Raw genomic sequence first — 17,819 nt, forward strand, 5'->3', positions numbered from 1 at the left:
GAACGCGCCGCCGCCGAACTCAAGCAACGCTGGCGCGCACTCCAGCACGTCACCCTCAGCCCCAACAGAATCGGAGCCATCACCAAAGCCGCCCTCGTCCTACACGGCTCATGGAAGTAAGCACCGTTGAGAAAACCTCACTGTCCGCATTGGGTAGTTCTTCCACCGCTATACCGACACTGGCAACCTAGCTGCCAGCGGCAAGCTTGGAGAGCACCCCGCGCTCAAGGAGACCGCCGCCCAGCTCGCCGGCAACTCGGTCGGTGGGTGCGGCGAACACCGGGTCCGTGTTTCGCCTGGCGCCCAGCCAACCCTGTCCAGTAGAGGCCGAGGTTGCCGGTGGTTTCTGGTCATTCGCTCGTGCCCGCACTGATTCATCGTCGGACACCGAACCTCGCTGAGGCTGAGCTGCGGAACGACCGCTCACGGACACTCGCTAACAGCCACTTGCACGCTTGGAAAGCGTGTTGGGTTCACACCCTCGCGAGTTCGAATCAGTATCCTCCGCCCAGCCTTCACCGGGCTGAACGTAGGGCTCCATCGCCTCTTGGGTTCAAGGGGTCGTCGCAACACCGCCCGGTTTTAGGTGGTGAGTAGATCACGTAGACGCTCGGCTGGGGTATCCCAGTCGAGCGTCTTGCGTGGGCGGCCGTTGAGTTCCTGGGCGAAGTGTTCGAGGTCTTCGGGGGTGTGGTTGCTCAGGTCGGTGCCCTTGGGGAAGTACTGCCGCAGCGGCCCGTTGGTGTTCTCGTTGGAGCCGCGTTGCCAGGGCGAGGCGGGGTCGCAGAAGTAGACGGGCATACCGGTGGCCGTGCTGAACTGGTGGTGGCGGGCCATCTCGCTGCCCTGGTCCCAGGTGAGGGAGCCGCGGAGGTGGGCGGGGAGGGTCTGGACCGTGGTGAGCAGGCCGTCGCGGACGGTCTCGGCGTCGTGTGCGCCGCCGGGCAGGTGGACCAGCATGGTGTAGCGGGTGCTGCGCTCGACGAGGGTGGCGATCGCGGAACGGCCGGCGGCGCCGATGATCAGGTCGCCTTCCCAGTGCCCGGGCACGGCCCGGTCCTCGATCTCGGCGGGGCGGTCACTGATCATCACCATCGGGTCGGTGAACCGGGGCGTGCGCCGCTGGGGGTCCCGGCGGGGCTTGCGGCGGGTCCGGCCGGACCGGACGGCGGCCTGCACTTCCCGTTTCAGGCCCCCGCGGGCCTGGAAGTACAACGCCTGGTAGATCGTCTCCACGCTCACCCGCATGTTCTCGTCGTCGGGATGCTCTTTGCGTCAAACGTGGCAGATCTGCTCGGGTGACCAGCGCCGGCGCAGTCGGTCCTGGACGAAGCGACGCAGGTGTCCCTCGCGCAGTACTTTGCGGTCCTTGGGCCGGGGTCTGCGCGCGGCGGCCTTCCGGTGGGCGGCGTAGGGCTGGTAGTCCTCGCGGCCCGAGTTCGCGTCGATCTCCCGCTTGACTGTGCTCGCCGGACGCCCCAAGGCGCGTCCGATCGCCCGCATCGACTGACCGGCCGCGCGGAGATCGCGGATCCTCTCGCGCTCGGCGAGCGTCAGGAACCGAGGGTGAAGCTGCTTCTCCAGGGCGCTCAGGCCCACCGATGGCGTGGTCACACCGGACATCGTGACGGTCCCGGTGGCGTAGTCGACACGGCGCCCATCAGCGTAAGTGCGCCTGGTGGCGGTCTTCTTGACGCCCCAGTCCCAGTCCTTGGCCGTGCGCTCGTTCACGCCGACACGCCAGGCCGCGACCCGGCGTGTGACACCGGCGGCCCGCAGCCGCTCGTACTCGTCCCGCCCGGGGTGGCGCCGAGACAGGCGCACCGAGCTCCGTCCGGCCTTCCGGGCCCAGCCGAAGGCGGTGCTCCGGTTCACTCCCAGCTCACGCGCCACCAAGGTCACGTTCCCCACGGCATCCAGCCGCGCGAGAAAACGCTCCCGTATTCCCGCAAGATCATCGCTTCCAACGGCCACGGTCCTCGCAACTCCCACAGATCGCGGGTGTTGCGAGGACCGTTAGAACCCAAGCCTCGGCGGTGGGGCCCTACGTCGTTGTCCCGGAACGGCGTTGTCCCGGCCGTTGTACACGGCGGGGCTCTCGGGTGTCCGTCGCGAAGCAGCGAGATCACGTCCCGTCCGTCCCCCGGCGCGCGGGACTCCGGCAGCGTCTCGGCAGGTGGACCGTGGGGCGGAAGTGCCGGACGGCCGTCGGTGGCGGGTCATATCGTCTGCACAGACCGACTGGTCGTGACGACGGGGGACGAGGGACATGCGGGCTGAGGAATCACACTTCGCGGATCTGGTGCAGGGGCGGGCGCAGCAGTTCCAGGTGCCGCTCTACCAGCGGACGTACTCCTGGACGGAGAAGCAGCTGGCGCAGCTGTGGCTCGACATCCTGGACCAGGCAGAGTTGGTGGACGCGGGCACCGCGGCGAGCACGCACTTCCTCGGCTCCGTCGTCCTCGCGCCGTCGCCGCAGAACGAGGCGACGTTCCCCCGCTGGCTGGTCGTCGACGGCCAGCAGCGGTTGACCACCCTCTCGCTGGTGCTGACCGCGATCCGCGACCACCTCGCCGAGGCGCACCCGGACGAGGCGGAGCGCATCGACGAGGAGTACCTCGTCAACAAGCGCAAGAAGGGGAACGACCACTTCCGCCTGTTGCCGACGCAGGCGGACCGGCCGCAGTACGCCGCCCATGTGCGGCGGGCGCAGGTCGAGCAGCTCCCGGACGACCGGGTGATCACGGCGTACCGCTTCTTCCGCCGCAAGCTCGCCGACCTGGCCGAAGCCGCGGCCGACGCCGCTGCGGGGGCGCGGGAGGTGCTGCGGATCGAGCAGGCCGTCACCTCCCGGCTGATGCTGGTGACCATCACGGCCGAGCGCGGCGACAACGTGCACCGCATCTTCGAGTCGCTCAACAACACCGGGCTGAAGCTGAGTCAGGCCGACCTGCTGCGCAACTACCTGTTCATGCGGCTGCCGACCCGGGGCGAGGAGGTGTACGAGGGCAGCTGGTTGCCGTTGCAGAGCAGCCTGACCAACGACGAGTTGGAGCAGCTGATGTGGCTGCAGCTGGTGCTCGACGGCGACGACCGGGTGCGGCGCCGGGACCTGTACACGGCGCAGCAGCAGCGCTTCGAGCCCGGTGCGGGCGGGGAGACCGCCTCCGAGGCGGACATCGAGGCGTACATCAGGGAACTGCACCGCCGCAGCTTCCTGTTCCGGCGGATCGTCCGGCCGGCGGAGGAGCCCGACCCGGTGCTGCGGGGCGCGTTGCAGCGGCTGCGGGAGTGGCAGGCGGTGGTGACCTACCCCGCGCTGATGGTGGTGCTGGAGCAGCTCGACCGGGGCGCTGCCGACGCCGCCGAGGCGGCCCGTGCCCTGTCGTACGTCGAGAGCTTCCTGGCGCGGCGGATGATCTGCCGGGTGCCGACCAACAACCTCAACCGGATCTTCCAGTCGGTGCCGGCGCAGCTGCCGCGGGACGAGGGGGTGGCGGACGGGCTGCACCGGCTGCTCTCCGCGGCGAACCGGTTCTGGCCCGACGACGAGGAGCTGCGGGAGAAGTTCCGCGGGGCGCCGTTCTACCAGTACGGGCGGTGGAACCAGCGCCGCATCGTGCTCCAGCGGCTGGAGGAGAGCCACGAGCACTCCGAGCCGGTCGACTTCGCGTCGGCGGAGCTGACCATCGAGCACGTGATGCCGCAGTCGCCCGGTGACGCGTGGCTGCGGGTGCTCGCGGAGGACGCCGAGGCTGCGGCGGAGGGCGAGTCGGCGGAGGAGCTGCACACCCGGCTGCTGCACACGCTCGGCAACCTGACGCTGACCGGCGTCAACTCCCAGCTGTCCAACCATCCCTTCGAGCGCAAGCAGGGGCTGCTGGACAACAGCCGGCTGGAGATGAACCGCCGGATCGCCGCCACCGACCGCTGGGGTGTGGAGCAGATCATGGCGCGGGCCGACGACCTCGCCGACCGGGCGGTCCGCATCTGGCCCGCCCCGCAGCAGCGCCGGGGGCGCGCGGAGCGGAGCCGGGACTGGCGCCTCGCCCACCAGGTGCTCGCGGTGCTGCCGCACGGCACCTGGACCTCCTACGGCGACCTCGCCGCGTTCGTCGGTTCGGGCGCGCAGGCGGTGGGGGCGCATCTGGCCAACACCGAGGGCGTGGTCAACGCCTACCGGGTCCTCAACGCCGACGGCAGGGTGGCGGACGGTTTCCGGTGGACGGGGTCGGACGGCGGCGATGTCCGTACCCGGCTCGCGGCGGACGGGGTCCGGTTCGCGGCCGGTGGTGGCGCCGATCCGGCGCAGCGGCTGAGCGTGGACGATCTGGCGGTGCTCCTCGACATCGCGGAGGGCGGCGGGGAGGCGGAGTCCGCGCCGCCGGTGGATGCGCCGCCGGTGGATGCCGCACGGGCGGACGGCGGCGAGGAGACGCGGGCCGCACGGTTCGTGCGGCAGTTGGCGGCGGACGACTCGCCTGCCACGGTCGCGGCGGTACAGGAGCTGCTCGCCGGGTGGGAGAAGCTCGGGGGCTGGGTCGCTCACGGCGCGGGCACCGTCACGACCAGCGCGTATCTGATGCTGGGCCGCGCGGGGCTGCCCGGCCAGGGCATCTGGCCGCTCACGCTGTACCCCGGCAGCGGGCGGGGCGGCACCGCCGAGGTGGTGTTCGCGCACATGGCCCGCCGCGAGCCCTTCGTGGAGCGTGCGTGGCGTGTGGAGTTGCTGAACCGGCTCAACGCCGTGGACGGCGTCGCGATCCCGGAGGGCAAGTTGGAGCTGCGACCCACCTTCCGCCTCGCCGTCCTGGAGGACGCCGCGAACCGGGAGCGACTGCTCAGGACGCTTGCGTGGTTCCGGGACTGCTGGGAGCAGCGCGAGAGGCCCTGACGGTGCGGCCCCGGGCGGTGGCTCGGGACGGCGGGGCCACGAGCGGGGGCCGGAGCGGTCGGGGCGCATCGGCGCCGCGGCGGGCGCCCTCCTCGCGGTCGTCCCTCCTCCTCGGGGCCGGCGCAGGCCTCCCGCTGCCCCGGGCGCGTCCCGTCAGCCGCCGGGGTGCCCGCCGGGCTCGGGGAGTCGGGCGAGGAGGTCCGGGGTGGTGATCAGGCCGGTGGCTCCGATGAGGCGGTGGGCGACGACGAGGCCGGCGGCGTGGACGGCCGGTCCGGCGTCGCTGGCGCAGGCGTCGGTGAGGACCCGTACGGTGTGGCCGCGTTCGAAGGCGTCCACCGCCGACTTGAGGACGCACGAGTCGGTGGCGATGCCGCAGAAGACGAGGTCGGTCCAGCCGGCCGCGGTGATGAGCGCGTCGGCGGCGGGGGTGAAGCAGGTGTAGCCCGGCTTGTCGATCACGGCGTGGGCGTCCGGTACCAGCGGCGCGAGCGCGGAGACGATGTCGGTCTCCGGCGCGGACTGGAGCCTGGTCCAGTCGAGGTGGCGCTCGAAGGGGCTCCCCGGGTGGTTGAGGTAGCGGGTGAGGACCACCGGCCGGCCGGCGGCGCGCCAGCGACCGGCCAGTGCCGCGATCGCGGGTGGCAGGTGCTCGGTGTGCTGGTTGATGAAGCCGTTCTGCAGGTCGACCACGATCAGCACCGCGCGGTCGACGTCCACCGCTCCGCTCGCTCCGGCCATCGGGGCTCCTCTCGTCCGCGTCAGCCTGCCCTGCGGGAGCGGGTTTCGACCGCGCCGCGGACCACGGGAAATCCGTGGAGGACGCGTGACGCCCATGTGACCATGACGAGCCCGGAGTTGAGGGGCACCGATTGATTGTGACCATTCAGTGACGGGTTATGATCGCGCGCCGCGTGGGGCGGCATCTGTAACGACCGAAGTGGACACGCCGTGCTGCTCGTCATCCTGTTGATCTTCGCGATACCCACCGCCGTCTTCGTGGTCTGGCTGGTCGGCTCGTTCGTGCTGGACTTCGTCCGCGAGTACCGCAACCCCACCCCGGACACCGACCCGGACCACGGAACGGTCGACGACGAGGACGCGGCCGCGGAGGACGAGGGCTATGTGATGTCCGACCAGGTCGCCGCCCTCGGTCTGCTGCCGCCGGATCGCCAGAACACCAAGACCAGCAGGCCGGAGCAGCCCGAGGTGGTCTTCGTCGTCGAGGCGGCCCGCAGCGGCGCGTGGCGCCCCGCGGCGGAGCTGATGGAGAAGATCGGTGACGACTGGGAGCGGCGCTCCCGTTGCGCCTATCTGCTCGGTGAGGTCGCCGCCGTCGACGACACCTGGCTGCGCGAGTGGGACGCCGAACGCCCCGACTCGGCGGACGCGGCAGTCGTCGCCGGCAGGGGCGCCGTCATCCGCGCGTGGAAGTTCCGGGGCGCCAAGCGGGCGGAGCACACGACGGAGGAGCAGTTCCGCGACTTCCACCAGGTCCTGCTGCGCGCCCGCGGCATCAACGGGCGCGCCGCCGAGCTGAACCCGGCGGACCCGACCCCCTACATCAGTGAGATCTGGATCGGCCTCGGCCTGGGCTATCCGCACGAGGTGATGCACGCGCTGTGGGAGGAGATCACCTCCCGTGCGCCCCTCCACTTCGAGGCCCACTTCTCCGCGCTGCAGTACTGGAGCGCCAAGTGGCGCGGCTCGCACGAACTGGCGATGGGGTTCGCCACCCGTGCCGCCGACAACGCGCCCACCGGCAGCCTGCTCTCGGCGATGCCACTGCTCGCCCACTACGAATACGCCTTGCACACCGGGGCGCCGGACTCCGAGGACTGCACCCCGGAGATGATCAAGCGGGTCGACGCGGCTCTGTTGGATGTCGCGGCCGCGGACCCGGACGACGTGCGCGTGGCGGAGGTGCGGCACCTGCTGGCGGCCTTCCTCACCTGGCAGGGGCGCCACGAGGCGGCGCTGGAGCAGTTCCGCCTGGTCGACGGGTATGTGGACGCCGTGCCGTGGCGCTACTCGTCCGACCCGGCGGCCGAGTTCTGCCGGGTGCGTGACGTCGCGGTGGAGCAGGCCCACGCCACGGCCTGAGTCCCGCCCACTCCCGACCGCTGCCCCGCCGGCCCCCGGCGGGGCAGGGTCGCGCCCGGGGCCGGACGGCCGCGGCCGGAGCCGCGCTCACCCCGGGCGCACCAGTAGCGCGTACTGCGGCAGCGCGAGCAGCAGCAGCACGGTGCCGGCCTCGATCCAGCGGTACTTGACGCGGATGATCCCGCTGGTGCGCTCCAGCGACGCCAGCAGCGGCGGGGCCGGGTCCCGTCCGACCTGCTCGAACGCCCGGCGGAGTCGTTCGCCGGTCATCTCCCCCGTGACGTGCTGGAAGTAGCCGGGGCCGTCGTGCCGGCCGTTCTCACCACGCGTGCGGTGGCGGGGCGCGATGGCGCGGACGAAGCACCCGACGGCCAGCAGCCCGCAGACCGTCCCCGACCACCACAGCACCCCGCCCGGCCCCGCCGCGGCCTGCGGCCCCTTCGCGACGCCGCTGATCGCGATGCCCATGACCGCGCCGGTGAAGGCGAGCAGCACGGCGGCCTTGGCGTCGGCGCGGGTCAGCTCGACCGCGTTGGCGGCCGCGAACCGCTCGATCGCCGCCACCACCCCGTCGGACTCCCGGTCCCTGCCCCGGTCCCTGCCCCGGTCCCGGACGGCGGGCGGGCGACGCCGCGGCCCCGCCGGGTGCGGCCCTGCTGCCGTCCGCCGGCGGCGGGCGGGTAACGGGACGACCACGGCGCCGCCCGGCCGGGGGCGGCGTCCCCACGGGACGGTCCCGCGTCGCGCCGGCGGGGTCATCGCCCGCCGCCGACGGTCCGGGGGTCCCATCCGTTGGGGCGGGCCCCGGGCATCGCGGGGTAGGGCGCGCGGGTGCCGCCGCTCCCCGCCCCGGGATCGGAAGGACCGGCACCGCCCCCGGGCCCGGGCCCGGCACCGGCACCGGGGGCGGGGGCGCCGGGCACGGGGCGGCCGAGAGCGGCCAGCCGGTCGCGGACCACCTCGGACAGCTCCCCCTGCTCCTCGGCGCTGAGCGTTCCCAGCATCCCGGCCATCTCGTTCTGCCAGGTGGTCTCGCCCCGGAGGAGTTCGGCGTGGGCGACCGACCAGTCGAGGACCTCGCGCACCTGGTCGGGGTGTCTGACCAGCCAGAGCGCGGCCAGGGACGCCGGGCCGTCGCGGACCGCCCGCAGGCAGAAGGCGTACGCCTCCTTGTCGATCTCCGCCCAGGACGCCGGCGGGCCGGTGTCGTCACCGGCTCCCAGCCGGACCTCGCGCTCGTCGTCCCGCTCGCGCACCTCCACGGCGTGGTAGGTCAGGCCGGTGTCGTGCAGCTCGCGGGGGTCGGAGAGCTGGCTGAGCAGCTCGGCCGGGCTGACGTGTCTGCCCGCCGTGCGGTAGCGCTCGAAGACCTCGCGGACCGCTGCCACCGCCTGGCCGCGGACGACGGACCAGCCGTCGGTGGTCCGCGACCGGACCACCTCCACGGGGTTCCGCACCCACCAGCGGATGTGGACGTCGTGGGACTCCCGCTGGTGCGCTCCGGGCAGGCTGATGGGCAGCGTTCCGGCCGCCTCGTCCAGCCGGACGTAGAAGGCGGCGTCGTAGCGGAACCCGCCGGGTGCGGAGTACGAGAAGTCGTCCTCACCGTCGATGCCGATGCCCGGCTGCGGCTTGGTGGTGGCGGACGGCGAGCGGTTGCCGCCGGCCAGGTGGTACCCGCCGTCGCGGTCCCGCAGGACCAGCGCCCGGTCGCGGCGGCTCGCCCAGCGTTGGGCCACGCGCTCCCGCCAGGGGGAGCGGGCGGCGAGGGTGAAGAGCGGTGCGCTCGTCGTCTCAGCTTCGGGGATCATGCTCGCCTCCGGGGGCTGCTGGTCGGCGGGGAGTGGCGGGTTCGGCGGTGCGCCAGCTCTGCAAGGCCCGGTGGGCGATGCGGCGGACGCTCGCGTCGACGGTCTCGTCGCGGTCGATGCGGCGGAACAGTCGCAGCACCCCGCGGTCGAGCCGGTGGGAGAGGGCGGTCAGCAGCGTCACGACGGCGCTGTGCACGTGCTGGTCGCGGGAGGCGGCACGGCACCACTCCAGCAGCTGGTCCGCCGTGGCGTCGAACGTCCGGTCCGCCACGAGCGCGAGGTGCACCAGGTCGATCACCGCGTCGCGGAAGTCACCGCCGGTCCGGAGCTGGTTCCAGAACCAGGAGTGCCGGAGCAGCAGACAGGGGAGCAGGTCGGCGGCCTTGGCGCGGGCGCGGGCTCCCTCGGTGCGCCACTCCGTCAGATGGGTGATGACGACCTCTTCCGCACCGCCCGCGAAGATCGTGTCCAGGGACCAGACCACGGCAGCGGCGACCGCGCGCTCGTCGCCCTCCCTCCCCCGGTAGCAGGTGCCCAGCAACCTGACGGCCAGGTCGGGGCGGTGCGCCCCGAACGAGGTGCCGCAGGTGAGCGCCGCGGTGGTGCGGAGCCGCCAGCCGCCTCCCCAGCTCCAGTGGCGCAGGAAGTGCGTGATCTCGCTGCGGCGCAGCGGGCTCTCGGCCGCCATGGCGAGGGCGTGGGCGGCGATCCGCCGATGCCCGTCCCGGTCGGACCTGGCCAGTTCCCGGACGTGTTCGAGCGCATGTCGGCCGCTCCCCCAGATGACGGCCCGTCCCATGACGTTGCCGACGGGGACGGCGAGGTCGGACCGGTCCGGGACATCGCTCAGCCAGGTGGTGAGCAGCAGGGCGATCCCGCTGTACTGCCGCCACAGGTGGTGCAGCAGCGCGGCGCCCTGCCCGGTGCGGACGAACCGGACGGGTTCGACGGTGTAGCCGTAGCCGGGCGCCTGGCGGATCTCCGGCTCGCCGCAGTGTGCCCCGGTCAGACGCAGCAGGTCGTCGAGGGATCGGCGGAGCACGAACGCCGGGTTGGCCTCGGGTTCCGTCGGCTGCCGGTCCACCGGGGGCGGCTCCGCCCAGGGGTGCAGCGCGTGGTGCAGCCGGCCGTCGGCGACGAGGAGCAGCCGATCCGCCTCCTCCCGGATCACGCGGTGGTCCTCGCCCTCGAAGACGCAGACGGAGAGCAGGAAGGCCAGGGCGTCGGGCTGTTCCCGCACGGCGGCAAGCAGTTCGGGTACCTCGTCGTGCGCGAGGAAGCTGAGCCGGTCGAGCACGTCGTCCGGGTCGGGGCCGTCCTCGCCCGCGTTCACGAGCACGCCCACCAGCTCGGTCACGTCCGCCGGCGTGAGGTCGGCGTCGAGCAGCTCCTCCACCAGCGTCGGGCCGGCACGCTCCACCAGGTGGCGGCGCTCGGCCTCGTCGGGGATCTCCGCGGCCAGGACCGAGGTGAACACCTCACGTGTCGGCGGTGGTTGGCATCGGATCGGCTTCACGTCGAGCTGCCGGGTGAACGGGCGCACCAGGTGCGGCTGATCCGGCAGGACGACGACCATGCAGGCGTCGGCCTCCGTCAGGCGCCGCCGCAAGGTGGCCAGCGTGCTGCGGCCGAGGCACTGGTCCGGGGTCATCCGTCCCGGGGCCAGGCCGGGCACGAGGTAGCCGTGAGCCTTGTCGACCGGGCGCCAGGAGGCGAGGTCGGTGTCTCCGTCGAGCACCCGCAGGTCGAAGCTGGGTCCGCGGTGGTCGTGCAGCAGGTTCAGGGCGGCGGTGCGGCGGCCGCTGCCCTGCCGTCCGACGAGGAACAGGACGCGGTCGTCCAGGGCGCGCAGCGCGGAGTCGAACCAGACCGGCCGGGTGAAGCCGTGGAGGGCCTCGCGGATCTCCCGGGCGGTGACGGGCTCCGCGTACGTCTCTTCGGGGAGGCTGCCCGGTGTCGACGCGGCGGAGTCGTTGACCACGCGCTGGTCTCCGTGGAGGGCGCCGGTGTTGATGTTGCCGCCGGGTGCGTGGATGAACACGCCTCCGGCGCCGGTCGGCGGGCGGCCGGCCAGGGCGTCTTCCGGGAACTCCTCCGTGACCGGTTCGGTGGCGGGCCGCTCGCGGTCGTCCCCGGCGGGCGGGCCGTGGCCGTCCCTGCCGGACCGCCCGGGGGCGGCCGTCCGCCGGTCTCCGTCGTCCGCCGGGTCCTCGGGGCGGGCGGCCAGTACCGTCCCGCCGCCGGGGGCCCCGTCGGGGTGGTCCGTCGCGGTCATCGGTCGGCCTCGCCCGGGCCGCCGCGGTGGGTGTCGCCCTGGTCGCCGCGGACGGTCTCGGCCCGGTTGCCGCCGTGGCGGTCGCCGCGCACGTAGTCGCCGGCGAACCCGCTGATCCGGTCGCCGCGCACGTAGTCGCCGGCGACGCCGCCCACCTGGTCGCCGGCGATGTCGCCGACGTGGCCGCCGTGCGAGGCGTCGTTGTTGGTGACGCTCTGCCCGCCGTGGACCGTGCCGGTGTTGAGGTTTCCCCGCTCGGCGGAGTTGCTGACGGTGGTGCGGTGGGTCGTCGTCCCCTGCCGCCGGGGGTGCGGCGGGGCGACGTCGCCGGCCCCGGCGTTCGGTGCGCCGTGGTCCCGCATCACGCGCTCGCCGAGGATGCGCCGGTCGAAGAGGCTGCCGGACGGGGTCGGGACGTAGAGGTACGCGCGCTGGTCGAACTGCTTGCCCTCGACGGTGGCCGGCACCTCGATGAAGTGCTCCGGGTGCCGTCCCGTGTATCCGGAGGCGACCGCGTCCTGGTAGCAGCGGTCGGACAGGATGGCGGCGACGTAGGTGACGTTCTCGTCGGAGGCGGCCAGCATCCCCTTCACCGGGCGGGAGTCCAGCAGCCGGTGGGTGTCGTTGCGGGGTGTGCCGTTGCCCGCGAACTCGCCGCCGGAGTCGGGGAGCGGCCCGACGTGGAGGCTGACGCGGAGCCGGATGCGGACCGCGCCGGCGGCGTGGAGCGCGAACTCGGCCAGCACGTCCTGGAGCGCGGGGAGCCAGGGGTGGACGACGAACGGCAGCCAGGCGGGGTCGTACCCGAAGACGTAGCCGTCGCCGGTGGAGGCCGGGAACCGGCGCGACTCCCAGATCTCGGAGAGGCCGCAGCGGTCGAACGCCCGCTCCAGGAGCTGGGGGACGGACCGGCTGATGTACTCGTGCTGGACGGCGGGATGACCGGTGAAGTCCTTCGCGTCGACCGCGAGGATGCCCCGGTAGGGCGGCAGGTGCCGACTGCCGCTGTGGGGGCGGGCGTCGGCGGGGCGCTGTACGTCGGACACGGGTGCTCCTGGGCTCTTCGGTGCCGGGTGGGAAGAGAGATCCTGCTCGGGCGAATGGACGGCGTGTGCTCGCTCGGTGCCGAGGGGGCGTGAGGGCCGTCACACAGCCCCGGGCGCGGTGTCGCGCCCGGGGCCGGCGAGGCGGCGCAGCACCCGGAGGTCGCCGATGTGGACGCGTCCTCGGCCGGCCCGGACGCGGGCGGGCGCCAGTTCCGCCAGTGCGGTGGTCACCGTGTTGCGCGAGACGCCGAGGTGTTGCGCCAGCTCGTTCCGGGTGAGCGCCAGCTCCCGGGCGGTCGAGGCGTCGGGCGACGGCTCCTCGGACATGTCGGCGAGGTGCAGGAGCGCGGTGGCCAGGCGGGCGGTGACGTCTCCCCCGCCGCGTGCCGAGTCGGACTCCCGGAGCCGCCCCAGGGCGTAGCGGGTGAACACGGGGTACAGCTCCTGCTCGGCGGCGAGCCGCAGGAAGGCGGTGCTGTCGAGGACGGAGACGGCGCAGGGGGTGATGGCGACGACGCTCGCGGACCGCACGCCGTCGTCGAGGACCGCCACCTCGCCCAGCAGCTCGCCGGGACCGCGGAACGCCAGCAGCGTCAGCCCGCCGCCGCGCTCGCCGAGGAGCACCTTGGCGACGCCCTGCCGCAGGGCGAGCACGTGCGTCCCCGGCTCGCCCTGCCGGAGGAGGGTGGCGCCGGCGGGGTGGGAGCGCGGGTAGGCGGTGTCGATCAACCGCTGCCAGGGCCGCTCCCCCATGAGATGGCGCATGCTCGGGACGGACGCGTGCCGTTTCGCTCCGGGGATGCCAGTCATGCGTGGACTGTAGGAGACCGGTCCGACACCGACAGTGCTCTTCGGCCGCCACCGGGCCCGCCCGCCCTCGTCGGGCGCGGGTGCGGGCGCGGGTGCGGGCGCTGGTGGGGGCGCGGGCGGGTCAGTCGACGGGGTGGTCGAGGTGGGCGCCGGTGAGGTCGTGGGCCAGCCCCTCGCGCCAGGAGGAGTGGCGGGGGTGCCAGCCGAGCGTGGTGGCGGCGCGGGTGTTGTCGGCGCCCCGGAGCCGGGTGTGGAACTGGACGCCCCAGCTGCCCACCAGCATGCGGGCGAGTGCGGCGGGGAGGCGGAACGGCGGCCGCGCCTCGACCAGTTCGGCGAGGTACGGCAGCCATTCGGAGACGGTCGCCGGGTCGTCGTCCACCACGTTGACGATGCCGGCGGCGGCCGGCCGGTCGAGGGCGGCGAGGATCGCGGTAGCGGCGTCGTGGGTGTGGAGGAACGAGAAGGTGGCCGTGCCCCCGCCGATCACCGGCATGCGGCGCTTCCGCACGGCGCGGGTGGTGCTGCCTCCGGCGCCGAAGGCGGTCCCCGGGCCGTAGAGATGGCCGAAGCGCAGCACCAGCCCGTTGGCGGCGACGACCTGCTCCTCCAGTCCGCGGACGGCGGCCAGCGCGGGGGCGAACTGGGCGGCGGGGGCGCGCCACAGCGGGTCGTCCTCGACGGCGGGCCGCAGCCCCGCGTCGGGGTCGTAGGCGAAGGCGACGCTCTGGGCGATGGTGTGCCGCACGCCGTGGCGCCGGGCGGCCGCGAGCAGGTGCGCGGTCCCCTCGGTGCGGAGCCGGTCGGTGGTCTCGAACTGCTCGGCCATGCGACGCGGCTTGATGACGGCCGGGATGGCGGTGAGCATGTTGACGATGGCGTCGGGTTCGGCCTCCGCCACGGCCGCGTCGACCGCCGCGGCGTCGAGTGCGTCGGCGGTGACGACCTGGGCGCCGGTTCGCTCGGCCTCGGCCGCGCGAGGGGCGTTGCGGGCGAGCGCGATGCCGTGGAGGCCGTGGGTGGCCAGCAGGGGCATCAGCTGGCGGCCGATGACGCCGGTCGCGCCGGCGACGAGTACGCGCATGGTGGGTGGCCTCCTGCGGGGGTGACGGCGGGCAGCGCGCGGCGGGCCCCGGGGCGTCCGTCGCGTGCGGTGCTCGGGCGGAGCCGAGTCGTCGGTGCGGTGCCCCGGTGGGCCGTTCTGTCAGGATGCCCGGCACGCCGGTATCCGGCTACCGGGCAGGGGGTGTACGGGAACCTACCGGTCGTGACGGGCGGCTCGGACGCCGGGCCGTTGCTGCCCGCCGGTCGGGAGGAGGCGGCGGGAGGCGCCGGTCCGGGCCTGACCGGGCCGGTCCGGGCCGCTCACTCCTGCGGTACGTCGGTCCCCAGGAGCACGAAGGCGCCGTCGGTGACGCGGTAGAAGAACACCCCGTTGCCGGTGAACCGCCCGTCGGCCGGTTCGAAGGTGAAGGTCTTGGTGACGCCCCGGTGGCGCATCTCCCGGATGGACGGCGCCATCTCCTGCCGGGTGACCGCGTCGAAGCCGCGGTCCTCGCGGAGTCCCCCGGCGCAGAGCGCGATGACGTGGACGGCGTCGTACGCCTCGGCCGCGTACGGCGGCGGGGGCTCCTCGAACCGTTCGGTGTAGGCGGCGGCGAAGTCGGCCGCGGCGTCGGACTGGGTGGCGTCGACGACCGCGGCGACCAGGACCCACCCCTCGACCGCGCCGCCCGCGCGCTCCAACAGCCGCTGGTCGTAGGCGTTGTGCGTGGCGATGCGGTAGCCGTCCCAGCCGGTCTCGTCGAGGGCCTGGGCGAAGGGGACGAGTTCCTCCCAGTCGCCGCCGAAGATGACGCAGTCCGGTTGCCGGGAGACGAGCTCCCGGACGGTGGCGCGGTGGTCGGCGGCGGAGGGGTCGAGCTGCACGGGGTGCACGGTCTGCGTGCGTGCCAGCAGGTTGCGGACGCCTTGGGTGACCTCGCGGCTGTACTCGCTGCCGGTGTGGACGACGGCGGTGGAGCCCTGGTCGTGCTGGGTCACGTACGTCATGACCCCGGTCATCTGGAGCTGGTCGCTGGTGCGGGCGGAGGCGAAGACGGAGTCCTTGGGGATGGTCGAGCCGTCGCTGACGGTCAGCAGCGGCAGTCGCGCCTTGACGTAGGGGTCGATGGAGGCCTTGAGCGCGGCGGTGCTGCCGGCGCCGAGGACACCGATCACGTCGGGGTCGTCGATGAGAGCGGCGGCGGCGTCGGCGGCGCGCTCGGCGCTGCCGCCGTCGTCGGCGGTGGCCAGCCGGTAGCGGAAGGGGTGGTCGGCGTCGGCGTTGAGGTGCTCGACCGCCAGTTCCGCGCCGCGGATCTGGGCGGTGGCGACGTCGGCGCCGTCGCCTTCGAGGTCGGCCTGGACCCCGACGGCGAGTTGCGGCCGGTCGTTGGCGGGCCGGCCGCGGCCTTCGCCCCCGGTGTCGGTGTCGGTGTCGGCGCCGTCGGCCCGGTCGTCGGGGTCGTCCCCGGAGAACAGGGCGGTGGCGCCCGCGCCGGCACCGATCACGGCGAGGGTGGCCAGCGCACCGAGGAGGACCTGCCGGCGGCGGGGCCCGGCGGGGCCGCGGGCGCCGGGTGGCGGGGTGCTCGGGCCGAACGTGCCGCTGCCGGGGGCGTAGGGTCCGGCGCCGCCGGTGGCGAGCGGGGGGCCGAAGCCGGCGGACGGCGTGCCGGCGGCCTCCGACCCGGCCTGGCCCGCGTCGGAGCCGCCCGGGGGCGGGCCCGCGATCTCGGTCGGGTCGGCCGCGGGGAGCGCCAGCATCTCGGCCGCGCGGTCGGAGATGAGCCGGGTGACGGGGGCGGGCAGCCAGCCGTCCTGCGGGGGCTGTTCCGCCTCCTCCCAGCGCGCCCGGAGCGCCGCGGCGGTGAGCCGCTGCTCGGGGTCCTTGGTGAGCAGTTCCTCGATGACGGGCCGCAGCGGGCCGGGGACGGCGGCGAGGTCGGGCTCGTCGTAGACGGTGCGGAAGAGCATGGCCTCGACCGGCCCGCTGCCGAACGGCCGCTGCCCGGTGGCGGCGTAGGCGAGCACGCACCCGAGGGAGAACAGGTCGCTGGCCGGTCCGATGGTGCGGGCCTGCGCCTGTTCGGGCGAGAGGAAGCCGGGCGAGCCGACGACGACGTCGGTGGCGGTGAGGACGGTGTCGTCCAGCGCGCGGGCGATGCCGAAGTCGATGAGGCGTGGCCCGTCGAGGCCGAGGAGGACGTTCCCCGGCTTGAGGTCGCGGTGCACCAGCCCCGCCTCGTGCACCGCCTCCAGCGCCTCGGCGAGCATGACGCCGAGCGCGCGGACGCTCGGCACGGGGAACGGGCCGTGGCCGGCGATCGCCTCGTTGAGCGGCGGCCCGGGGACGAACTCGGTGGCGAGCCAGGGCGCCGCCGCCTCCGTGTCGGCGGCCACGACGGGCACGGCCCACCGGTTGCGCACCCGTCGCGCGATGGCGACCTCGCGTCGGAACCGGGTGCGGAACGCGGGGTCGTCGGCGTACTCGGTGCGGATCAGTTTGATGGCGGCGAGGCCGCCGTCCGGCGACCGGCCGAGCAGCACCATGCCCATGCCGCCGGCGCCGAGCCGTCCCAACGTCCGGTAGTCGGCGACCCAGGTGGGGTCGGAGGAGTGCAGCGGCTGCATCAGCGGGACGTCCTCCGCGCGGGAAGGTCGGGGCGTGCGGGGCGGGGCGGGCCACCGCGGCGCCCGCGGGCGGGTTCGGCGCCCGGGGCGGGGCGGCGGGGCCCGCGGATCACGACAGTTCGAGTTCGATGTTGTAGAGGACCCAGGCGGCGCCCTCGGCGGCGACCTGGAGCAGTTCGACGACGTCGTAGCCCTCGGCGCCCTTCACGGAGACCGCGGCGGTGACGGGGCCGATCCGGGACTTGGACCAGACGAAGTCGTGCGCGGTCGGGTCGGCGTCGGTGGAGAACTGCCCGGCCTCGAACATGGAGGAGTCGGCGTTCAGCACGTCCTCCTCCGGCATCGGCATCGACAGCAGGCCGCTGAGGCGCTGGCCGCCGCCGAGTTCCTGGTCGGGGCAGCGGAAGCTCTCCTGGACCACGGCGTCCATCTCGGCGACGGCGGCGTCGTCGCTGGTGTGGACGGTGACGGTGACCGCCGTCTGGACCAGGCCCTTGCCGTCGGCGGCGGGGATGTTGATGCGGTGGGTGAGGGAGTCGAGCACCGTGTCGGGGAGTTCGCCGCGGTCCCAGACGCAGTCGTCGCCGAGGACGGTGAAGGTGCCGGCGGTCGCGAAGGGTTCGCCGGCGACCATGCCGTCCTGCCAGGTCTCCGGGGTCAGTTGGGCGTTGGTGGTGAGTTCCCGGGCGCGTTCGGCGTCCTGGGGGACGCGGTCGGGGTCGGGGGTGAAGTCGTAGGAGTCGGGGAGTTCGCCGACGCTGTCCTCGCCCTCGTCCGCGTCGTCGTCCGTCTCCCCGGCGTCGACCTGCTCGGCGTCGTCGCCGTCGCCGTCGTCATCGGCGTCGTCGTCCGCCTCGCTGCCGTCGGTGTCGTTCTCCCCCGCGTCGACGCTGCCGCCCTTGCCGCCGGCCTCGCTCCCGTCGGAGTCGCCGGAACCGCAGGCGGTCACCGCCAGGACGGCCAGCGTGGCGGCAGCCACGCCCAGACTGCGTGTGCGAAACATGCGTGTCCCCCCTCGCCCCGCGGCCCCCGCAGGCGACATGGTCTTTCCCCGACAGGCTGGATACCGCCAGGATTACCGGTCCTTCCGACCGAGTCTAGGCAGCGGCCGTCACGTGTCGATGCCTGTCTCGTCACGGCGACGCCACGCGCGACCGGCGCCGGAGCCCTCCATTCCGCTCCCCACCCCATTCACCTGGGCTGAT

The 17,819-nt window shown here is 73.8% G+C and carries 11 protein-coding genes and 1 pseudogene; 2 read left to right on the forward strand and 10 right to left on the reverse strand.

Features of this window, described 5'->3' with window-relative positions; translation table 11 throughout:
* Window positions 1-582 precede the first annotated feature (582 nt).
* Window positions 583-1,779, reverse strand: a pseudogene (locus HCN56_RS09655) (IS30 family transposase).
* Window positions 1,780-2,269: 490 nt separating this feature from the next.
* On the opposite strand from HCN56_RS09655, the gene HCN56_RS09660 reads away from it, so the two are divergent.
* Complete coding sequence (locus HCN56_RS09660; RefSeq protein ID WP_167969112.1) at window positions 2,270-4,894, forward strand: GmrSD restriction endonuclease domain-containing protein; 2,625 nt, start codon at window positions 2,270-2,272, stop codon at window positions 4,892-4,894.
* Between the two features lie 153 nt (window positions 4,895-5,047).
* Here HCN56_RS09660 and HCN56_RS09665 read toward each other — a convergent pair whose 3' ends face one another.
* Window positions 5,048-5,635, reverse strand: a complete 588-nt coding sequence (locus HCN56_RS09665; protein ID WP_209312551.1) for a cysteine hydrolase family protein — start codon at window positions 5,633-5,635, stop codon at window positions 5,048-5,050.
* Between the two features lie 210 nt (window positions 5,636-5,845).
* Here HCN56_RS09665 and HCN56_RS09670 point away from each other — a divergent pair, with 210 nt between their 5' ends.
* Complete coding sequence (locus HCN56_RS09670) at window positions 5,846-6,997, forward strand: hypothetical protein (RefSeq protein ID WP_167969113.1); 1,152 nt, start codon at window positions 5,846-5,848, stop codon at window positions 6,995-6,997.
* Between the two features lie 87 nt (window positions 6,998-7,084).
* Here HCN56_RS09670 and HCN56_RS09675 read toward each other — a convergent pair whose 3' ends face one another.
* The 8 genes from HCN56_RS09675 to HCN56_RS09710 form a co-directional block, all read right to left on the reverse strand.
* A complete protein-coding gene (locus HCN56_RS09675) occupies window positions 7,085-7,564 on the reverse strand; it encodes a Pycsar system effector family protein (RefSeq protein ID WP_167969114.1) in 480 nt (159 codons plus the stop codon).
* 188 nt (window positions 7,565-7,752) lie between these two features.
* A complete protein-coding gene (locus tag HCN56_RS09680; RefSeq protein WP_167969115.1) occupies window positions 7,753-8,808 on the reverse strand; it encodes a hypothetical protein in 1,056 nt (351 codons plus the stop codon).
* Window positions 8,792-11,083, reverse strand: coding sequence for a hypothetical protein (locus HCN56_RS09685; RefSeq protein ID WP_167969116.1), 2,292 nt, complete (start codon window positions 11,081-11,083; stop codon window positions 8,792-8,794). The genes HCN56_RS09680 and HCN56_RS09685 overlap by 17 nt, the downstream gene beginning before the upstream one ends.
* The gene (locus HCN56_RS09690) at window positions 11,080-12,129 is read right to left on the reverse strand and encodes a hypothetical protein (protein WP_167969117.1); all 1,050 of its coding nucleotides are present in this window, start codon (window positions 12,127-12,129) and stop codon (window positions 11,080-11,082) included. Before HCN56_RS09690 ends, HCN56_RS09685 begins: the two co-directional genes overlap by 4 nt.
* A 99-nt stretch (window positions 12,130-12,228) precedes the next feature.
* Entirely contained in the window at window positions 12,229-12,939 is a 711-nt protein-coding gene (locus tag HCN56_RS09695; RefSeq protein WP_245246422.1) for a Crp/Fnr family transcriptional regulator, read from the reverse strand.
* 121 nt (window positions 12,940-13,060) lie between these two features.
* Window positions 13,061-14,023 carry an NAD-dependent epimerase/dehydratase family protein gene (locus HCN56_RS09700; protein WP_167969127.1) on the reverse strand — a complete coding sequence of 321 codons (963 nt, stop codon included), beginning with the start codon at window positions 14,021-14,023 and terminating at the stop codon, window positions 13,061-13,063.
* Between the two features lie 281 nt (window positions 14,024-14,304).
* Window positions 14,305-16,614, reverse strand: coding sequence for a bifunctional serine/threonine-protein kinase/ABC transporter substrate-binding protein (locus tag HCN56_RS09705; RefSeq protein ID WP_167969138.1), 2,310 nt, complete (start codon window positions 16,612-16,614; stop codon window positions 14,305-14,307).
* A 109-nt stretch (window positions 16,615-16,723) separates the two neighbouring features.
* Window positions 16,724-17,617: a hypothetical protein gene (locus tag HCN56_RS09710; RefSeq protein ID WP_167969180.1), complete on the reverse strand. Its 894-nt coding sequence runs from the start codon at window positions 17,615-17,617 to the stop codon at window positions 16,724-16,726.
* Window positions 17,618-17,819: the final 202 nt, after the last annotated feature.

It is taken from the genome of Streptomyces lonarensis (genome assembly GCF_012033735.1).
GTDB lineage: Bacteria > Actinomycetota > Actinomycetes > Streptomycetales > Streptomycetaceae > Streptomyces > Streptomyces lonarensis.